The following is a 16,750-nucleotide window of genomic DNA, read 5'->3' on the forward strand; positions in this document are numbered from 1 at the left end:
ATTATGATAACAAAAATAAGGCAGTTAGGTCATGTAGAGAGGGGTAACAAGGTAGGTTCTACGGGTACATATTATGTAACCGATTGAAACTATTATTAATTTCCGTATCGCGAAGGCTTATCTCTGAAACTCCTGTCTGAAAATCGCAATGATTCACAGGGGGGAACTCTCCAAAGGCCTTCCCTGCGAATCGTTAGGATCGAAGATCCCAAATCCGAATCGTAGTAGAAGAATTAGTGAAACAAGGTCCCGGGTGAGGGTGCTTTGTGTTTCGACATGGCATTGGTATTATGGTCGGCGCCGATCGAGTGCGGTTCTGACGATCTTGAGCAATTCGGAGCTTCCGAAGGGCTTTGCAATGAATGCGGCCGTTCCTGCCTGAAAAAGTTGGCTGTGCCGTACGTCCTTGGAATAACCGGTGGCAATGACAACTCTGGTATTGGGATCGATTTCCTTCAGCCGCAGCAGGCAGTTGTACCCACCCATTCCGGGCATGTTCAGGTCTAGAATCACCAGATCGATATCGGCTCCTTTTTCCCGATAAATCTCCAGTGCTTCTTCCCCGCTTCTTGCTGCTATGGTCGTGTAGCCTTGTCTGGAAAGGACTTCTTTTCCAATCTCCCGCAACGCTTCTTCGTCATCCACAAGCAGGATGGTCTCGTTTCCTCCGGGGATTTCCTCCATCACAAAAGCCTGTTTTTCGGATGTAGCCTTGATCTGTTTGGGAGCGGGAAAAAGGATGTCGAACGTTGTACCTTTCTTGAGTTTGCTGCGGCAGTGAATATGGCCTCCGTGGCTTCTCACGATACCGAAGGTAGTGGACAGGCCCAAACCGGTGCCCTTTCCAACTTCTTTGGTGGTGAAGAAAGGATCGAACATCTGATCGAGCGTTTTCCGATCCATGCCGGTTCCGGTGTCTGAAACGGACAGCCGCACATATTCGCCCGGCTCGATATCCGGATAGGTTTCATCATCTTCTAGTCCTACCGTCACTTTTTTTGTTTCAAACACCAGCCGTCCACCCAAGGGCATGGCGTCGGCCGCATTGGCGCCGAGGTTCAACAGGATTTGCTCGATCTGGTTGGCGTTTCCCATGATCAGGCAGTCCGTCTCTGAGGGTCGAATCTCGATCTGAATCATTCTTGGAATGGTCTTCTCCAATATGTTGGCCGCGTGTTTCACTTGAACATTCAGGTCCAAGGGTTCGAGATTCACCTCGGTTTTTCGGCTGAAGGTCAGAATTTGGTTGACGAGGTTTTTGGCTCTGTCCGATGCTTTCAATACCATCTCCAGTTGAGCGGCGTTGCTTTTCCCTCGTTGGTTGTTCATGATGGCCAATTCCGTGAATCCGAGAATGGCCCCCAGGATATTGTTGAATTCGTGGGCAACTCCTCCTGCTATGGTTCCAATGGCCTCCATTTTCTGAGCCTGTCTGAGCTGATCCGATAGTTTCTGCATTTGTTTGTTCTGACGCCATTGACGAGTGATGTCGCGGCCGACACCGCTGACAAGGACCTCTCCCTTCTTGGTATCCAGCAGCGTATTTCTGTATTCGATGATAAACGACTCGCCCTGTCTGGATCTGTAGCTCACTACTCCTTCGGCAAATCCCTTCGTTTTGATGCGGCGCAGATAATCCGAGTAAAAGGCCTCTCTGTATTCCGGTTTCATCAGCTCGCTCATGGACATGCCGATGATCTGATCGCGTTCGTATCCGAGCGCGTGCAAAGCGCTGTCATTGATCGTGAGTATGCGTCCCTCGAGGTCGTGGGTGCAAATCCAGTCACTGATACTGTTGAACAGGTCCTTGTAGCGTTCCTCGGATTTTTGCAGGCTTTCTCCTGCCAGCCTGCGCTCGGTGATGTCATTCAACATATTCAGTGTCGCGGGTCTCCCCTGCCAACTGATCAGGGACCCGTTGTTTTCTATCCACCGTACCCCGCCGTTTTTGGTAATAATGCGCAGCTGCAACCCCTGGGGAGGGTTCTCTCCTCGCAGGCGTTTCATATGGCTTTCCAACGCCCGCTCCCGGTCCTCCGGGTGAACGATTTGAAGAAACGGTATGGACTGCATTTCTTCCCAGGAATATCCACTTGCTTCCATCGCCTTCTGATTGGCGTACCTTGTTTTGCCGTCCTGAAACACGCAGATCGCTTCAAACGACGATTCAACCAGCGATCGGTAGAAAGCTTCCGACTCCTCCAGTCTTTCTTCCGTTTTCACCCGTTCGGCGATTTCTGCTTCAAGCCGTGTTTTTGAGTCGAGCAATTCCTGGGTTCGCTGTTTCACCAGCGTTTCCAGATGTTCGCGATGTTCTTCGATCTCTTGTTCGATGCCTAGCCTTGCGGCTAGTTCTTCACCCAGTTCCCTGCTCAGGTCCGACATTCGTCCGATGATGGCGGCTACTCCAAAAGCCATCACCGGGACGATAAACCCTCCCATGTACTCGTAACCCCATGCTTTCAAGATGACGATGGACGCAGGAACGGCGGCGGCCGTGAGGAGGAGGCCTTTCTTCATTCCCCACAGAAGCGCAGCCAAAAAAATGTAACTGATGGGAAGCACTCGATAGGGAAGTCCCCATAGTTCGATCATCCAGGGGAAGGCGAGCCAGTAGAGGGAAAATACGAATAGAAACAGACCCCATTTTGTCCACGGACCGAGTTCGGTCGAAAGCGTAAGAAGACGGATTCTGTGAGGTAGTATAATCAAAGCCGAATCGATCCCAATCGATCACCGTCCGTATGCCGGCCAAAGCATAAGTAGCCACGCGGCCTTTGGCCGAGAGGATGGAAAAATCCTAGTTCACCGTTATACAGATTATACAACTATGTACACGAAACCGTTATTGGCCTGCCAGGAAAAATTCTTTAAGTTTGTGGGCTGAAATCTGATTGAGATTGTCGATGTCCGCGTAGATGAAGCCGGCCGGTACACCCGTTCCAGTTGAAAAAGGAAACCGAATTCTTCCGCAAACTCGGACAGCGCGGCAGGAGAATGAAAAACGCTGTCCTCGGGACCTCTTGCCAGGGCCTCCCAGCCCAAGGGCTCCAGCGCCCGGAGATCCACTATGGGCTGGTAGACGATGTTCAGGCTGGGCTGTTCGACAATGTCCACAAATTCCTGCATCATGGGCAGCTTTTCCACGCTCAACGCGCCTGTCGCCACTTTCTGCGCTTCATGTAAAGAATGGTAGAGGCTATTCGCTTCACTATGCCCGTTCCCGTTTCGAACGAGAGCGTAACCCAACTTCAGGACCAGATTCTGGCCGGTTCGTTTGACCATTTCCGAATCGATGGTTCCAAAAGGTCTCTCTTGATACTCCCTGAATGGATACCCGAAGAAGACCGTATCTTGAACGTTTTTTCACACCTTTGACATGAAACGGACATGAATTTCTTCTATTTGTGGAAGGCAACGATCCCTGTCCGCCGTTGTGACGGACAGGGAAAACGGAACCCTCCGAATTCAGACGGTTCCGGACACCCAATCCATAAAACATGCGGAAGGCCTATGAGTACTGTTCCCTTGCGAGGTTGGCCATACGGAGGAAGACGGTCGCCAAAGCACATATTGGCGCGGCTGGGAGTCGATCCGTCGTCTCCGGAAAAAAGGGCCTCCACATTCCCATTCTCGCCTGAAGACGCCACTTGCGGTGTCGAAAACGAGATGCAGACCGTGGTGATCGGATCCAGAGACTGCGTCGACCTGCCCCGGATCATCGAAGAATCGAACTATTTTCAGAATATAATCAAGCGCCATCAAAGGGGCGAACTGCCCCGGAAAGTGATCAGCGATTTAGAACGGTGGCTGTCCGAAAATCCGGCCAACGTGTGGGAGAGCAGTTGGGTGCGATTCCGTCAGCGTTGTCTCTCCGAACCGGCCTCCAAGGTATTGGATGAGGACCTCCGTTGCGACAAGAGGGATCCTGAATCCGGCCTGCGCGCCGACGTCGGGCGGTTTCTTTTTTTCAGCCATGGCGAAGCCCACTTACGCGTGCCGGTCAGCTATTTACTGAAACTGGCGCTGGCGGACGTGGTCGGGATCCAACACGATGCGCCGCCTTTGATCAGGAGCATCGCAACCAGGCTTTTGAATCATTTCCAGAGCGATAACACCTCCCCTGAGACCCACTCGTTCCATGTGATCCCTTTAAGCGTCGGCGAAGGCATGGGGGCGGCCGTGGCTGCGGAATCGGCCCTGAGATTTCTATTGATCCAGCTTCTGGTTCAATACGCGGGAAGGAGATTCGGCCTCCTGGCCACGGGACAAAAGGTGCTGGTCTATTTTTCCCCGCACCCGCCCATACGGCAGAAGGCGCTCAATGACATCATCACTGATTCCTTTTATCGGGAATTGTTCATGAATCCGTGCCTTTCAGGATGGGACCGGGGCGAAGACAAACACAGATACATGCATTTGTGCCATCAAGTAATGTCCAGGGCCCAACTCAACGCTCTGGGCAGGCTGAAGGAGGCCGGCATTATCAACACCAATCTAGTGGTATTGCCCACCTCTTCCAACAGCAGCCTTTTGAACAACGGCGCCCACATCAGTCTGGGAAGTCGCATGCTGACGCGTGCGTTGTCCGATGATTCCTCGGGTTTCCTGCCGGCGCACGAGAAGTATTTCGGAGACCTGGTCATAAAATTTGTGGAGCACTTCCTGCCCCTCTTCGTCGGCGCCTACAGCGCCGCTCCCTACCGTCTCGATTTCGGAGACTTCCATCCCGAACGCGTCCTTTCCTTCCTGCCCTATCAACTGGACTATACCCATCTGCGCATGATCTGGCGCCGTTGGAAGAAGAAGGCGCACATCAAAGTCCGTCCTTTCGGCGTCAGGCTCACTCCTTTCGGTCCGCCTTGGGTGGACGGCCTGCTCAGCCGTTTCTTAAGCTTGAAGGGCGACTTCGTGCCGGATTTCAGACTTCTCGACTATCTGGTAGGCGTCATGAGCACGGATCGTTCGCCCGCCCTGGACGGGCGTCTCGGCAACGAGGAACGTCTGAAGCGCGACTTGGTTGATCTGGGCGTCTTCGACTCCCAGATGCCGGTCTATCTGCCCTACCGGCTCCGGGAGTTTCTGAAGAAGGGATTTTCGGGGTTCGAGGGCCGCATATACAGCCAGTTCGCGGGATTCAGAAGGGATTTGGCGCCGGCTGTGGACTTGCAGAATCTGTTGACCTGTCTGGCTTTCCAACTCATCGGCGCCGGACGTCTCAATCATCACCAAATACCGGACAGCCCGGAAGTCGAAAGTGAAAGGCGGCAGGTCTTTTTCGCGGCAGCCATCGGTCTGCCGACGTTCTACGTCCGCGTGGACACGGAAAACCTGATCCTGCGCAGCCTGCTGAAAAGGGTTCCGGGAGTCCGTCCCAGCAGGAGATATCCGGGTTTCCTGAGGGTGCAGCTCGAAGAATACCGCCGAACGCTTGTGCAATGGCTGGTCGGGGAAGCAGCGGGTTTGATCGAATCCTCCGGGCTTGGAGCTACCTTCGAAGACCTCCGGCTGCGATTGGAACTTCCCGGGGAATACTCGGCCTGCGGCCGGCTCGCCGATGGCTCCATGGGAACATTCAAAGCGCGAAACCCCATTGAGATCAATGCGGTCGAATTCAACCGGGAGACCGAGCGCTACTACCGGCAGGGACTTCGCCTGCAGCATATGGAAGAAGCGCTGAGCTTTCTCGAACAAGCTCTGGCCGCTGCGGCATCGGATGAAGGATTCAAGGAATCGGGCCTCAGGGAAGCGCTGAGCCGCGTTCTCGGAGGAAGGTCTTCGCTGAACTTCCTCAGGTCCGTAAGTAAAGAAGTGCTGTCCGAAACCGTATCCGATGAGGAGCTGATCCGATTGATCAACCTGCTGCTGATCATCATCCAGCAAGCGTCTTTGAAAGCGTCCCAAAGCGCGATCCCCCCCGAGGGGAGAGGAGACAGGCCGTATGAGGATGCCCACGCACCAATACATAGACAGGCGCACCGGTAGGATCTGTTCCGAGCGTCCGATGGGGGACCGGATCGTAAACTTCCTATACTCGGAAGTATGGGAAAACGCCCCCTTGGTTTTTAGAGCCCTGACGAGCGCCAGAAGCTCGAGTGTCCTTGGGTACCTGAACTTCGAGCCTCTTCTTTCGTCCAAGCTCGGGTGCGCCAGAAGGCTGATGCGCCAGTGGGGAGTGGATGTGACCCATTGTCTGGACGAGCCGGAACGCCTGGACACTCCCGGCAAGTTGTTCACTCGCAAGATCCGCTATTGGGAGTGCCGGCCCATGAGCAAGGATCCCCATGTGGTGGTCTCACCGGCGGATTCCCGCGTCCTGATCGGCTCGTTGGAGAAAACGTCGGCTCTCTACGTAAAAGGGAAATTCTTCGACTATCTCGATCTCCTGGGAAGCGACAAGGACCGATGGCTGGAGGCTTTCGCCGGGGGCGATTTCGCCATCTTCCGGCTGACGCCGGACAAGTACCACTATAACCATACCCCAGTGACGGGCCGGGTGGAAGACGTCTACGAATTGGACGGAAATCATCACTCGTGCAATCCGGGGAGCATTGTCAACATGGTGACTCCCTATTCGAAAAACAAAAGAGCGATCACCCTATTCGATACACAGGTCGCCGGAGGAAGCGGCGTGGGCCTCGTGGCCATGATCGAGGTGGTGGCGCTGATGGTGGGCAAGATCCGTCAGTGCTATAGCAGGTACAAGTATGAAAACCCCGTGCCCGTCAGGCCGGGCATGTTTCTCGAGAAGGGACGGCCCAAGAGCCTGTTCCTGCCGGGCAGCAGCACCGTGATTCTGCTGTTTCAACCGGATCGGATCCAATGGGACCGGGATTTGCTGAAATACCGCTCTCTGACGGGTGTATCGAGCAGGTTTACCCACCTGTTGGGAGCACCGATGGTGGAAACCGAATTAACGGTCCGATCCCAAATCGGCCGGGCGGCTGTTGCGCCCGCAGCGACGGCGGAAACGTATGGGGAACTCTTATAGTTGGTTTCGGGAACCGTTCTGGAAGAACGGTTCCCGAAATCCCTTCCAAGACTTCCCAAATTGGCACATTCCGGCTTGCGCCGGACTGAACCCTGGTCCGGACAGGGTGGACGGGGTCCGTGGGGAAACGAATGATGATCGATGAAATCCTCGTAGGCGGCATGGCCTTGGCCTACATCGTGATTTTGGTATGGAGTTGCCGGGTGCTGCCCGGAGAGCGATGGCAGGTTTTGGCGACCATGCCCCTTGCCAAAAACGAACAGGGCTGGTGGCGGGGCCTCAATATTACGTATTATGGATTCTTTCAAGCTTGCGCCTTTACCGCGGCCCTGAGTGTGATGTTGGTGATGTTGGGTTCGGTCCGAATGGGAGTCCTCGAGACGCTTTCGGCGCCGCTGTTGCTGCTGGCGGTCTGTGTGCCGGCTTCGAAGTTGGTGGCGCGGCTGGTGGAGAAGAAGCCCCAGACCCTGACGGTGGCCGGCGCCTCCTTCGTGGGGTTGGTGCTCTGCCCGTGGTTGATACTGGGGACGGACGCCTTGCTCGAGCGTCGGGGGTCCTTCGTGATGCCGATCCTGGCTGCGGTAGCCGTGTCGTACGCTTTCGGCGAAGGACTGGGCCGTCTGGCGTGCATCAGCTTCGGGTGCTGTTACGGCAAGCCGCTGGACGCTTGTTCCCCCTTGATCCGCCGGCTTTTCCGCAACCGCGGTTTTGTTTTCACCGGGGACACCAAGAAGATCGCTTATGCCGGCGGTCCGGCGGGCCGGCCCGTCATACCGGTACAGGCCCTGACCTCGGGCATTTGCGTGGGTGTGGGGCTGATCGGGTTCTATCTGTTTTTGCGAGGTTGGTTCACCTGCGCTTTTCTGTTGGTGATCCTCGTCACCCAAGGCTGGAGGGCCTACTCGGAAACGCTGCGTGACGATTTCAGGGGTGGAGGCAAGGTAACGGCCTATCAGTGGATGGCCGCGGGAGCCGTGGTTTATGGTGGTTTAACGGCGCTTTGGGCTCCGGCCCCCCCGGCGCTCACTCCCGATGTCGTGGTGGGCCTGTCCGGGTTGTGGAATCCGGCTCCGCTCTTGGGCCTCGAAGCCCTGTGGTTGATCATCCTGGTATATTACGGACGAAGCAAAGTCACTGCCTCTACGATCCGGTTTCACGTCGTGCAAAGCGAAGTATGAACGTGAGGCGGGAAGATCGAGATTTCTCGTTCAGGTACGCCGTCAGCTGGAAGATGTTTTCCCGTAATTCCTGAATGTCTTGATGAATCGATTCATCGATGTCATACACCAGAACGTGGGCTTTACATCCGTCGTCCGGAGAAGAACAAGACCAATGAATTCTTCTCGGGACTTCCGCCATAGAACTTGGGCATAGCCGCATCGGTCGATCGTTCTGCGGCTATTGTGTTGGAAAAAGTCCGAGTTTCCCGGAAAACAACGGAAGGATGTAGTATGAAATTATGTCATTGCGAAGAGTATATCCGATTCGGATCGGCTTTGGGTGTCGAGGCGATATCGAAACCATAGAGTATGTGTGACAATGGGGGAGATCGACTAGGCTGAGAGGATGGGGACCTTTTGAATTCTAGTTCGGCGGGCAGGCTCATTCATTCCCCTGCTTTGATCAACCTCAACCCTATCAACCGAGCGCTTCACCGGCTAGCCCCGGCTAAGCGGATGGTCGTAAAGTCGTGAGAAAAAACGAGGGCCTTAAAACCATTTTACACACTGTAAAAGAAACCGCCACAATCACCGGCTCCCACTTTCCTCTTCATACGGTCCGGCTTGAAAAACACCTTTATTTCCAGGATGTTTCCGCTTCTTGCCGTAATGAATCGTCTGGCATATTGTTTGCTTTATCATGACGGAAAACCGGTATGATGCCTTCGTAAAAAGTCCCCGGGTCGTCATGCCGGACTTGATCCGGCATCCAGAAGTATTTGAAATTAGTGGGTTCCGGCTTTCGACGGAATAACGGGAAACGGCTGTTTTCGACTTCTTACGAGTTTATCGGGTATGGCTAAGTAAAGTACCTTTCGGGGAGGAGAGTGATACGGTGAAATCGCACAAGGTAAGAGACTTCATGGTCCCCCTTTCAGAGTACGCCACCGTCTCTGAAGACGCCACGTTGTTTGAAGCGGTTATGGCTCTGGAAAAAGCGCAAGCGGCCTTCGATCAGACCCGGGATCGCCACCGCGCATTGCTGGTCTTGAACCACGACAAACAAGTTATCGGCAAAATCAGTCAACTGGATGTGCTCAAGGCCCTCGAACCCAAATATGAACAGTTGATGAAGCGGGAAGGCTTGGCCCATTCCGGCCTGACCAAGGAATTTATCAAATCCTTGATGGCCAATTACGATCTCTGGAGCTCGGCGATGAGCGATATCTGCAGGAAAGCCGCTGCTCTAAAAGTGAAGGAATTCATGTATGAGCCTACAGAGGGCGAGCATGTCGAGGAAGAAGCCACTTTGAATCAGGCCATTCACCAGCTTGTCCTGGGGAAGCATCAGTCCCTGCTGGTGACCCGCAAGTCGGAAATAGTGGGCATCTTGCGGCTCAGCGACGTTTTCGCCGCAATCTGCGACGCTATAAAAGCGTGTGGCCTTAAAGATTAGACGAAATGTCGGTACACCCGACAACGGATTTTTCCGGTAAGATAGAGTCCGACATCATAATGAATAAGTCGGCACTAAGGAGGGAATCAGAGCGGAAGTATTCTATTGGGTTGAACACGGGCTGGTTGTGGATGTATGGGAAATGGAATGGCGGAGAAATACCTCCAGGGATATTGCCCTGATATCGCGACGGACGGATAGGGCGTTTCCCTTCTTGTGGTCCACCGCGTTCAGCAAGTCCCGCATACCTTTCTCGATCAGCATGGTGGCTTGGTCGGCCATGCGTCCTCAACTCCCCGCCGCCTCAACGGGCTTGGTCGCGGAAGTCGCCTTTGGAGCCCTCCGGTAGATTTTCCGGAGAGCTTAGCCGATTCCTACCCTCAATCATCCTTTCCCTCGCAGCCTTATCGCAAGACTCACGATCTCGAGCTGCGATCATGTCGCCATTTTTTCCGCCGGTTCCGGCGCCTTCTCCGCGATATGCTCGGCCCGCTAAACCGACCCACGGTCGATTTTCACGGCTTTGGCCCCTCGTTCGTTGAGCCTGAGGTATTCTTCTCACTCTTTTCTAATTTGTCTACGCTATTCCTTTCTAACTGTCGAAGACCAGCTTGACATCGTTACCGCATGGAGTCAAACTCAATTCAATTCAACTCAAGAGTTTGGCATAGTAGAAAGAGTCGGGCTGCATTTTTTAATAGAGTGGGCGCATACCGGAAGGGCATCACAATGCGAGCGTCTTCTGAGTCAAAATGTAATGATCGTGGAAAGCGATATGAAGGACGTACTGAACGCCAAGGAGGCAGCCGACCTTCTTAGGGCCCATGTGGAGACCATCCGTCGAATGGCTCGGCGGGGTGACATCCCGGCTTTCAAAATGGGAAAAGACTGGCGTTTTCACAGGCAGGCCCTGCTTCGATGGTCCAACAATGAAGGAAGATGACATGGATACCATTCTTCTGTTGATAAGCAACGTCCATGACCGGCGGCTGATCGAAGACCATTTGAAGGGCGAATACTACATTCGATCGCCTGAAAAGGATGACGAGTTGGATGGCGGTTTCGATCTGTGCATCTCCGACAGCCTTTTTCTGAAACGCCTGTGTGACGCGCTTGTTGCGCGAACAGAAGCTGAAAAGAAGGTGTTCCTTCCAGTTCTGATGGTGGTTGCGAAGGAGGAGGCTGGCCTGCTGAAAGCCGGCATCCAGCCGATTGTCGACGAGGCGATCTTTACCCCCGTTCAGGAAGGGGAGCTACACATGCGTGTGGCCTCTCTTTTAAGGACACGGCGCCTTTCAAAGGAACTAAAACGCCACGAGGAAGTCCATGGGCACAAAGAGCGCCGGTCCGTGGCTGAAAATGAAGCCCGGTACCGCGGGCTGTTCAATAACCACCACGCAGTTATGCTGATTATCGATCCGGCCAACGGGGCCATCGTGGACGCCAACCCGGCGGCCTGCGCCTATTACGGCTGGTCCAAAGAAGCCCTTTCGCGAATGAATATCGCTGACATCAATACCTTGTCCCCCGATCAGATTCGTGAGCAGATGAACGCGGCACAGTCCAATCTGCGGCATTATTTCGAATTCAAGCACCGGTTGGCCGACGGCGCGATGCGAGATGTCCAGGTTTACAGCGGTCCGATCCATATGGGGGAACACAATCTTCTCTACTCCCTGGTTTTCGACGTCACTGAACAAAAGCGGATGGAAGAAGCGCTGCAGCAGGAACGCGACTTTTCCAATGCGATCCTCGACAACCTGCCGGGCGTTTTCTATCTCTATGATGGGCATCGCCAGTTCTTGCGGTGGAACCAAAACTTCGAGCGCGTTACCGGCTACACCGGCGCGGAAATCTCCAGGATGCGCCCATTGGACTTTTTCGCCGGTGGGGAAAAAGAATTGCTGGCAAAGCGCATCCAGGAGGTCTTTGAGAAAGGCGCTTCTTCGGTGGAAGCGGATTTCGCCTCGAAGGACGGCGCCCGCACACCTTACTTCTTCACGGGCAATAGAATCGCGATTGGGGGACGGACCTGTCTTCTTGGGGTAGGTATTGATATCACCGAGAGAAAGCGGGCGGAAGAGAGGCTCCGGCAGAACGAAAAATTGCTGCGTCTGTTCGTGGAAAACTCCCCGGCAGCCATCGCCATGTTTGATCGCAAGCTGAATTACATTGTCGCCAGCCGCCGTTTTCTGAGTGATTACGACCTAGGCGAGCAAGACTTGACCGGGCGGTCTCATTACGACGTATTTCCAGAAATTCCTGAACATTGGAAGAAGATTCACCGCCGCTGCCTGGCCGGGGGAATCGAAAAAGCGGCCGAAGATCCGTTCTTACGCCGGGACGGCCGCATGGATTGGGTGCGCTGGGAAATCCGTCCCTGGCATGAAACCACGGGTGAAATCGGGGGAGTCATCCTATTCTCTGAGGTCATCACCGAGCGCAAGCAGGCGGAAGATGAAATCCGCAGGCGCTCGGAGGAACTGGCTGCCCTCAATGCCTTGGGGCGAGCCGTCAGCCGGACGCTCTCCATGGATGATGTGGTTTCAGCCTCCATTGAAGAGGTCTTGCGCAGCGTCCGATCCGACCTTGCCTTCGTTCTCGTGCGAGAGGGGGACCACCTTCAGGTAGCCGGACTCGGTCCCCAAAGCGAAGCGAGGATTATAGACAATTTTCCAGTTCACCGTGTGGGCGAGTGCATATGCGGTTTGGCCGTGGGTAAGGGGCAGGCGATCTACTCGCGGGATATTTTTCGAGACCCGCGCTGCACTTGGGAGGAGTGCAAGCAGGCCGGGCTGCGCTCCTTGGCCGCCCTGCCCCTGTGCATTGGGGACGAGATTATCGGCGTCCTCGGTCTCGCCGGTCGGATTGAGCGCGATTTCGAGCAACAGTCCGCTTTTTTGGAAACGCTCGCCAGTCAGATCGCCTCCGGTTTGAACAACGCCATTCTGCACGAACAACTCAGTAAGTACGCGACCGAGCTCGAACAACTCGTTGCCAGGCGAACCGCTGATCTGTCCGTCGCCTTGGAGAAAGCCCGGGACGTCGAGCGTGTGAAATCCGTTTTTCTGGCCAGCATGAGCCATGAGCTTCGCACGCCGCTCAATTCCATCATCGGTTTTACCGGCATCCTGTTGATGGGCCTGACCGGCGAACTGAATCCCGAACAGAGAAAACAACTGCAAATGGTGAAAACCAACGGACAGCATCTGCTTTCCATGATCAACGATATTTTGGATATCTCCAAGATTGAGGCGGGGAAGGTATCTCCCGAGGTCGAATCATTTGATCTTCGCGAACTGGCAAAGGAAGTGATCGATAATTTCGAGCCCCAAATCCGTGATAAAGGACTTTCCCTGCACAGCCGGCTTTCAGGGCGGATAACGCCACGAACCGACCGGCGAAGAATGAAGCAAATCCTGCTGAATCTGTTGAGCAATGCCGTGAAGTACACGGAGGAAGGTGAAATTAAAATCACCGTCAGAAAGCTGAAAAACGACATGCTGGAAATCAAGGTTGCCGACACCGGAATCGGGATCGGCGAAGAAAACTTGAAACGGCTTTTTCAGCCTTTCCAGCAAGTGGGCATGGAATTGACCAAAAGCTTTGAGGGAACCGGGCTGGGGCTGTATCTTTCCCAGAAACTGGCCAACCTTTTGGGTGGTGAAATACTCGTCCGGAGCCGGCTCGGAAAAGGAAGCGTTTTCACTGCGGTTCTGCCTTTGGCCGTTGATGAAGACAGCGCTGTATTCATGGCCGAAGGCGACTTTCGAGGCAAGACATGAAAAAGGTGCTCATCATAGAAGACAACGAGAACAACCGCTACATGATCCGTTTTCTTCTGGAGAAATTTGGAATTGATACCATCGAAGCGTCGACCGGTGAGGAAGGGGTGGCCGCGGCCGCCTGCCAAGAGCCCGATCTCATTATTGTGGACATCCAGCTGCCCGATATCAACGGGCTGGAAGTCACTCGGCGTATCCGCGGATCAAAGACAGGGAACGACATTCCCATTATCGCTCTGACCTCCTACGCCATGTCCGGCGACCGGAAACAGGCACTGGGAGCGGGTTGCTCCGGATACATGGAAAAACCCATCGTCCCGGAAGAATTTATCGCCCGAATTCGAGCGTATCTGTCAAACAGTATGGGAGCAAAAGACAATGAACGTTTTGATCGTTGATGACAACGCCGCCAACCGTTCCCTTTTAAAGGCCCTGTTCGAGCCGTTGGGTCATTCCGTGTTATCAACGACCAATGGCGAGAAAGCCTTGGAAGCCATGCGCAGGGAGAAGATCGATTTAATCATATCGGATATTCTGATGCCGGTCATGGATGGATTTCGGCTCTGCATGGAAAGCAAAAGAGACGAGAAATTCAAAAGAATACCCTTCATTTTTTATACCGCTACTTATACCGACAAGGAGGATGAGGAGTTTGCCCTGAGTTTGGGCGCCGACCGCTTTATCCGCAAACCCATGGACCCCGAAGCGTTTCTTGGCATTATCAGCGAGGTGACGCAGCAGGCGCGGGAAGGAAGTTTCAAGCCCAAGGAAATGGCTTTGAACGAAAAAGAATCGCTTAAAGGTTACAGTCATCGGTTGGCGAAGAAGCTGGACAAGAAAGTAAAGGAACTGCAGAAGGAGCTTGCGAAGCGTATCGAGGCAGAGGAACGACTGAAGCACGTCAACCGATACCTAAAGAGTATTATTGAAAATGCCAATGTGTGGTTCAATGTTTTGGATGAAAATGCTCAGGTGACGATGTGGAACAAGGCGGCGGAGCAGATTAGCGGCTACTCCGCCACAGAGGTTGTGGGCCGGCGCGAGATATGGGAGTGGTTGTACCCGAACGAAAAATATCGCCATCAAATCGCCGCCAAGGTCGATGCGATCATCCGAAAAGGGGAGGTTGTAGAGGATCTTGAGACACTCATTCGACGCAAGGACGGTGAGACAAGGATCATTTCCTGGTATTCGCGCAATCTGACGGACGAACGGGGAAGCCCCGTTGGTTCCGTCGCCCTGGGGCGCGATGTGACCCGCCGAAATAAAGCGGAAAGCGAGGTTAAGGAAATAGCTCGGCGTTACCGGCAGCTCTTTGACGCCAACGCCGATGCCCTCTATGTCCTGGATAAAGACGGCCGCTTTCTCGACGCCAACATATCGGCCGAACGCCGCTACCAGTATGCCCGCGAGGAACTATTGGGCATGACCGCCCGCGACCTGGCCGCAGCCGACCTTAAAGACCGGACCGCCGACCGGGTCAGGCAGTCGATGATGGATGGCGCCCCTTTCGAATGGCGCCACCAACGGCGGGACGGCACTGAATTTCCAGTGGAAATCGCACCTTCGGTCATGGACTTCGGCGGAGGGCAGAAAGCAATTCTTTCCGCCGTGCGGGACATCACTGAGCGCAAGCGCGCCGAGGAAGAGCGGGAACAGCTACAGAAGCAGTTGAACCAGGCCCAAAAAATGGAGTCGGTGGGACGCCTGGCCGGCGGCGTGGCCCACGATTATAATAATATTCTCAGCGTCATCATCGGCTACTCGGAACTGGCCCTGGAAAAGGTGGGGCCGAACGATCCACTCCGTGAGGACCTGAGAGAAATTTACATCGCCGCCGGGCGCTCCAGGGACATAACCCGCCAATTGCTGGCCTTTGCCCGCAAGGAAACCATCGCGCCCGAGGTGCTTGACGTGAACGCCACTGCGGAAAGCATGCTCAAGATTCTTCGGCGGCTTATCGGGGAAGACATCGAACTGGTCTGGCTTCCCGGAAAGGGTCTCTGGCCGGTCTTGATGGACCCATCCCAGATCGATCAGATGCTGGCCAACCTGTGCGTCAATGCCCGGGACGCCATCGCCGACGTCGGCAAAATCACTATCGAAACGGGCGCCGTAGCCTTTGATAGGGCATACTGCGCCGACCATGCGGGTTTCGCGCCGGGCGATTTCGTGATGTTGGCCGTGAGCGATGACGGTTGTGGCATGGACCGCGAGACCCTGGATAAAATCTTCGAGCCTTTTTTTACCACCAAAGACGTTGGGAAGGGAACCGGCTTAGGTCTTGCGACCGTCTATGGTATTGTCAAACAGAACAATGGCTTTATCAATGTGTACAGCGAACCGGGACAAGGTACGACATTCAGGATATACCTGCCCATACATGCGGGCGATATCGCCGAAAAGCGGCGTAAGGATGCCGAAAAAGCCCCCAGGGGCAGGGGCGAAACGGTGCTGGTGGTCGAGGACGAAATGACGATCCTGGCGCTGACCGAAAAACTCCTGACCAACCTCAACTATACGGTTTTGACGGCCCGGACCCCTTCCGAAGCCCTGCAAACGGCCAAGGCCCACGCCGGCGAGATCTCCCTGCTGATAACTGATGTGATCATGCCTGAGATGAACGGACGTGAATTAGCACAGCAGGTGTTTGGGCTTTACCCGAAGATGAGATGCCTCTATATGTCCGGCTACACGGCCGATGTCATTAGCCATAGAGGTGTTATTGACAGGGAATTTCGGTTCATTCAAAAACCGTTTTCGTACAGGGACTTGGCCGCCAAGGTCAGGGAGGCGCTGGACCAGGAATGAAAAGACTACTCGGCGTTCTATCGTTCTTTCGATGGTGTTGTTGATCGCTGCTATGGAGCCATTGCGTGATCGTCGTAATCGGGCCACTGCTTGATCGCCGTAATGGAGCCGCCTTCTGATCGGCGTAATCGAGCCACCCTGCCGCCGTATGACGCCGGTTTAAAGGTCGATCCCGGTCTTCCGTCAGCCAACCATCAATCATTCCTAGATAGGGACCCGGAATAGGGTAAGGCCGGCGCCGGCGGACACCGTACCCCTCGTATTCTTCCCGCAGCGCCTTCTTGATCGTGTTCCTGGAACGTTCCGTTTCCCGCGCGACCTGCCTGATTCCCTTTCCGTAAACCCGATGACCAATCCAACCGTAGGCGTATTGATCCACCGTCACCATCTCCTCACCCCCGATAAGCTCATCTTTGACAGTTGGAGGCTGAAAAAGGTCGTTTACTTCTCGTAACATATTGAAAACATTAAAGTGGGGTTTTCCGGAAGCCCAAAACGTAGTGCCAATATTGCTACTTTTTCCCTTGACACCGCCGTTAGTGTTCGC

At 54.3% G+C, this 16,750-nt stretch carries 11 protein-coding genes; 8 read left to right on the forward strand and 3 right to left on the reverse strand.

The annotated features are described in order from the left end of the window. Positions 1-288: 288 nt before the first annotated feature. Positions 289-2,712 carry a PAS domain S-box protein gene (locus HY788_22570; GenBank protein MBI4776930.1) on the reverse strand — a complete coding sequence of 808 codons (2,424 nt, stop codon included), beginning with the start codon at positions 2,710-2,712 and terminating at the stop codon, positions 289-291. A 108-nt stretch (positions 2,713-2,820) separates the two neighbouring features. Beyond that, positions 2,821-3,285 carry a hypothetical protein gene (locus HY788_22575; GenBank protein MBI4776931.1) on the reverse strand — a complete coding sequence of 155 codons (465 nt, stop codon included), beginning with the start codon at positions 3,283-3,285 and terminating at the stop codon, positions 2,821-2,823. Positions 3,286-3,513: 228 nt separating this feature from the next. Between HY788_22575 and HY788_22580 the strand changes: the two genes are divergently transcribed. The 4 genes from HY788_22580 to HY788_22595 all read left to right on the forward strand — a co-directional run bounded on the left by HY788_22580 (position 3,514) and on the right by HY788_22595 (position 9,607). Then, complete coding sequence (locus HY788_22580; GenBank protein MBI4776932.1) at positions 3,514-5,985, forward strand: hypothetical protein; 2,472 nt, start codon at positions 3,514-3,516, stop codon at positions 5,983-5,985. Continuing rightward, on the forward strand, positions 5,942-6,991 hold the full coding sequence (locus HY788_22585; protein ID MBI4776933.1) for a phosphatidylserine decarboxylase: 1,050 nt from the start codon (positions 5,942-5,944) through the stop codon (positions 6,989-6,991). Before HY788_22580 ends, HY788_22585 begins: the two co-directional genes overlap by 44 nt. Before the next feature lie 119 nt (positions 6,992-7,110). Continuing rightward, positions 7,111-8,169, forward strand: a complete 1,059-nt coding sequence (locus HY788_22590) for a prolipoprotein diacylglyceryl transferase (protein ID MBI4776934.1) — start codon at positions 7,111-7,113, stop codon at positions 8,167-8,169. A gap of 877 nt (positions 8,170-9,046) precedes the next feature. Beyond that, positions 9,047-9,607 (forward strand): CBS domain-containing protein, encoded by a 561-nt coding sequence (locus tag HY788_22595; GenBank protein ID MBI4776935.1) that lies wholly within the window; start codon positions 9,047-9,049, stop codon positions 9,605-9,607. 102 nt (positions 9,608-9,709) lie between these two features. Here HY788_22595 and HY788_22600 read toward each other — a convergent pair whose 3' ends face one another. Next, positions 9,710-9,889, reverse strand: coding sequence for a hypothetical protein (locus HY788_22600; GenBank protein MBI4776936.1), 180 nt, complete (start codon positions 9,887-9,889; stop codon positions 9,710-9,712). Positions 9,890-10,364: 475 nt separating this feature from the next. On the opposite strand from HY788_22600, the gene HY788_22605 reads away from it, so the two are divergent. The 4 genes from HY788_22605 to HY788_22620 are packed head-to-tail and all read left to right on the forward strand — an operon-like array spanning position 10,365 to position 16,203. After that, a complete protein-coding gene (locus HY788_22605; GenBank protein ID MBI4776937.1) occupies positions 10,365-10,550 on the forward strand; it encodes a helix-turn-helix domain-containing protein in 186 nt (61 codons plus the stop codon). Position 10,551: 1 nt separating this feature from the next. Then, the gene (locus HY788_22610) at positions 10,552-13,392 is read left to right on the forward strand and encodes a PAS domain S-box protein (protein ID MBI4776938.1); all 2,841 of its coding nucleotides are present in this window, start codon (positions 10,552-10,554) and stop codon (positions 13,390-13,392) included. Next, entirely contained in the window at positions 13,389-13,790 is a 402-nt protein-coding gene (locus tag HY788_22615; GenBank protein ID MBI4776939.1) for a response regulator, read from the forward strand. The genes HY788_22610 and HY788_22615 overlap by 4 nt, the downstream gene beginning before the upstream one ends. Further along, the gene (locus tag HY788_22620) at positions 13,771-16,203 is read left to right on the forward strand and encodes a PAS domain S-box protein (GenBank protein ID MBI4776940.1); all 2,433 of its coding nucleotides are present in this window, start codon (positions 13,771-13,773) and stop codon (positions 16,201-16,203) included. Before HY788_22615 ends, HY788_22620 begins: the two co-directional genes overlap by 20 nt. Positions 16,204-16,750 lie beyond the last annotated feature (547 nt).

This window comes from Deltaproteobacteria bacterium, from assembly GCA_016208165.1.
In the GTDB taxonomy this organism is placed as follows: domain Bacteria; phylum Desulfobacterota; class Desulfarculia; order JACQYL01; family JACQYL01; genus JACQYL01.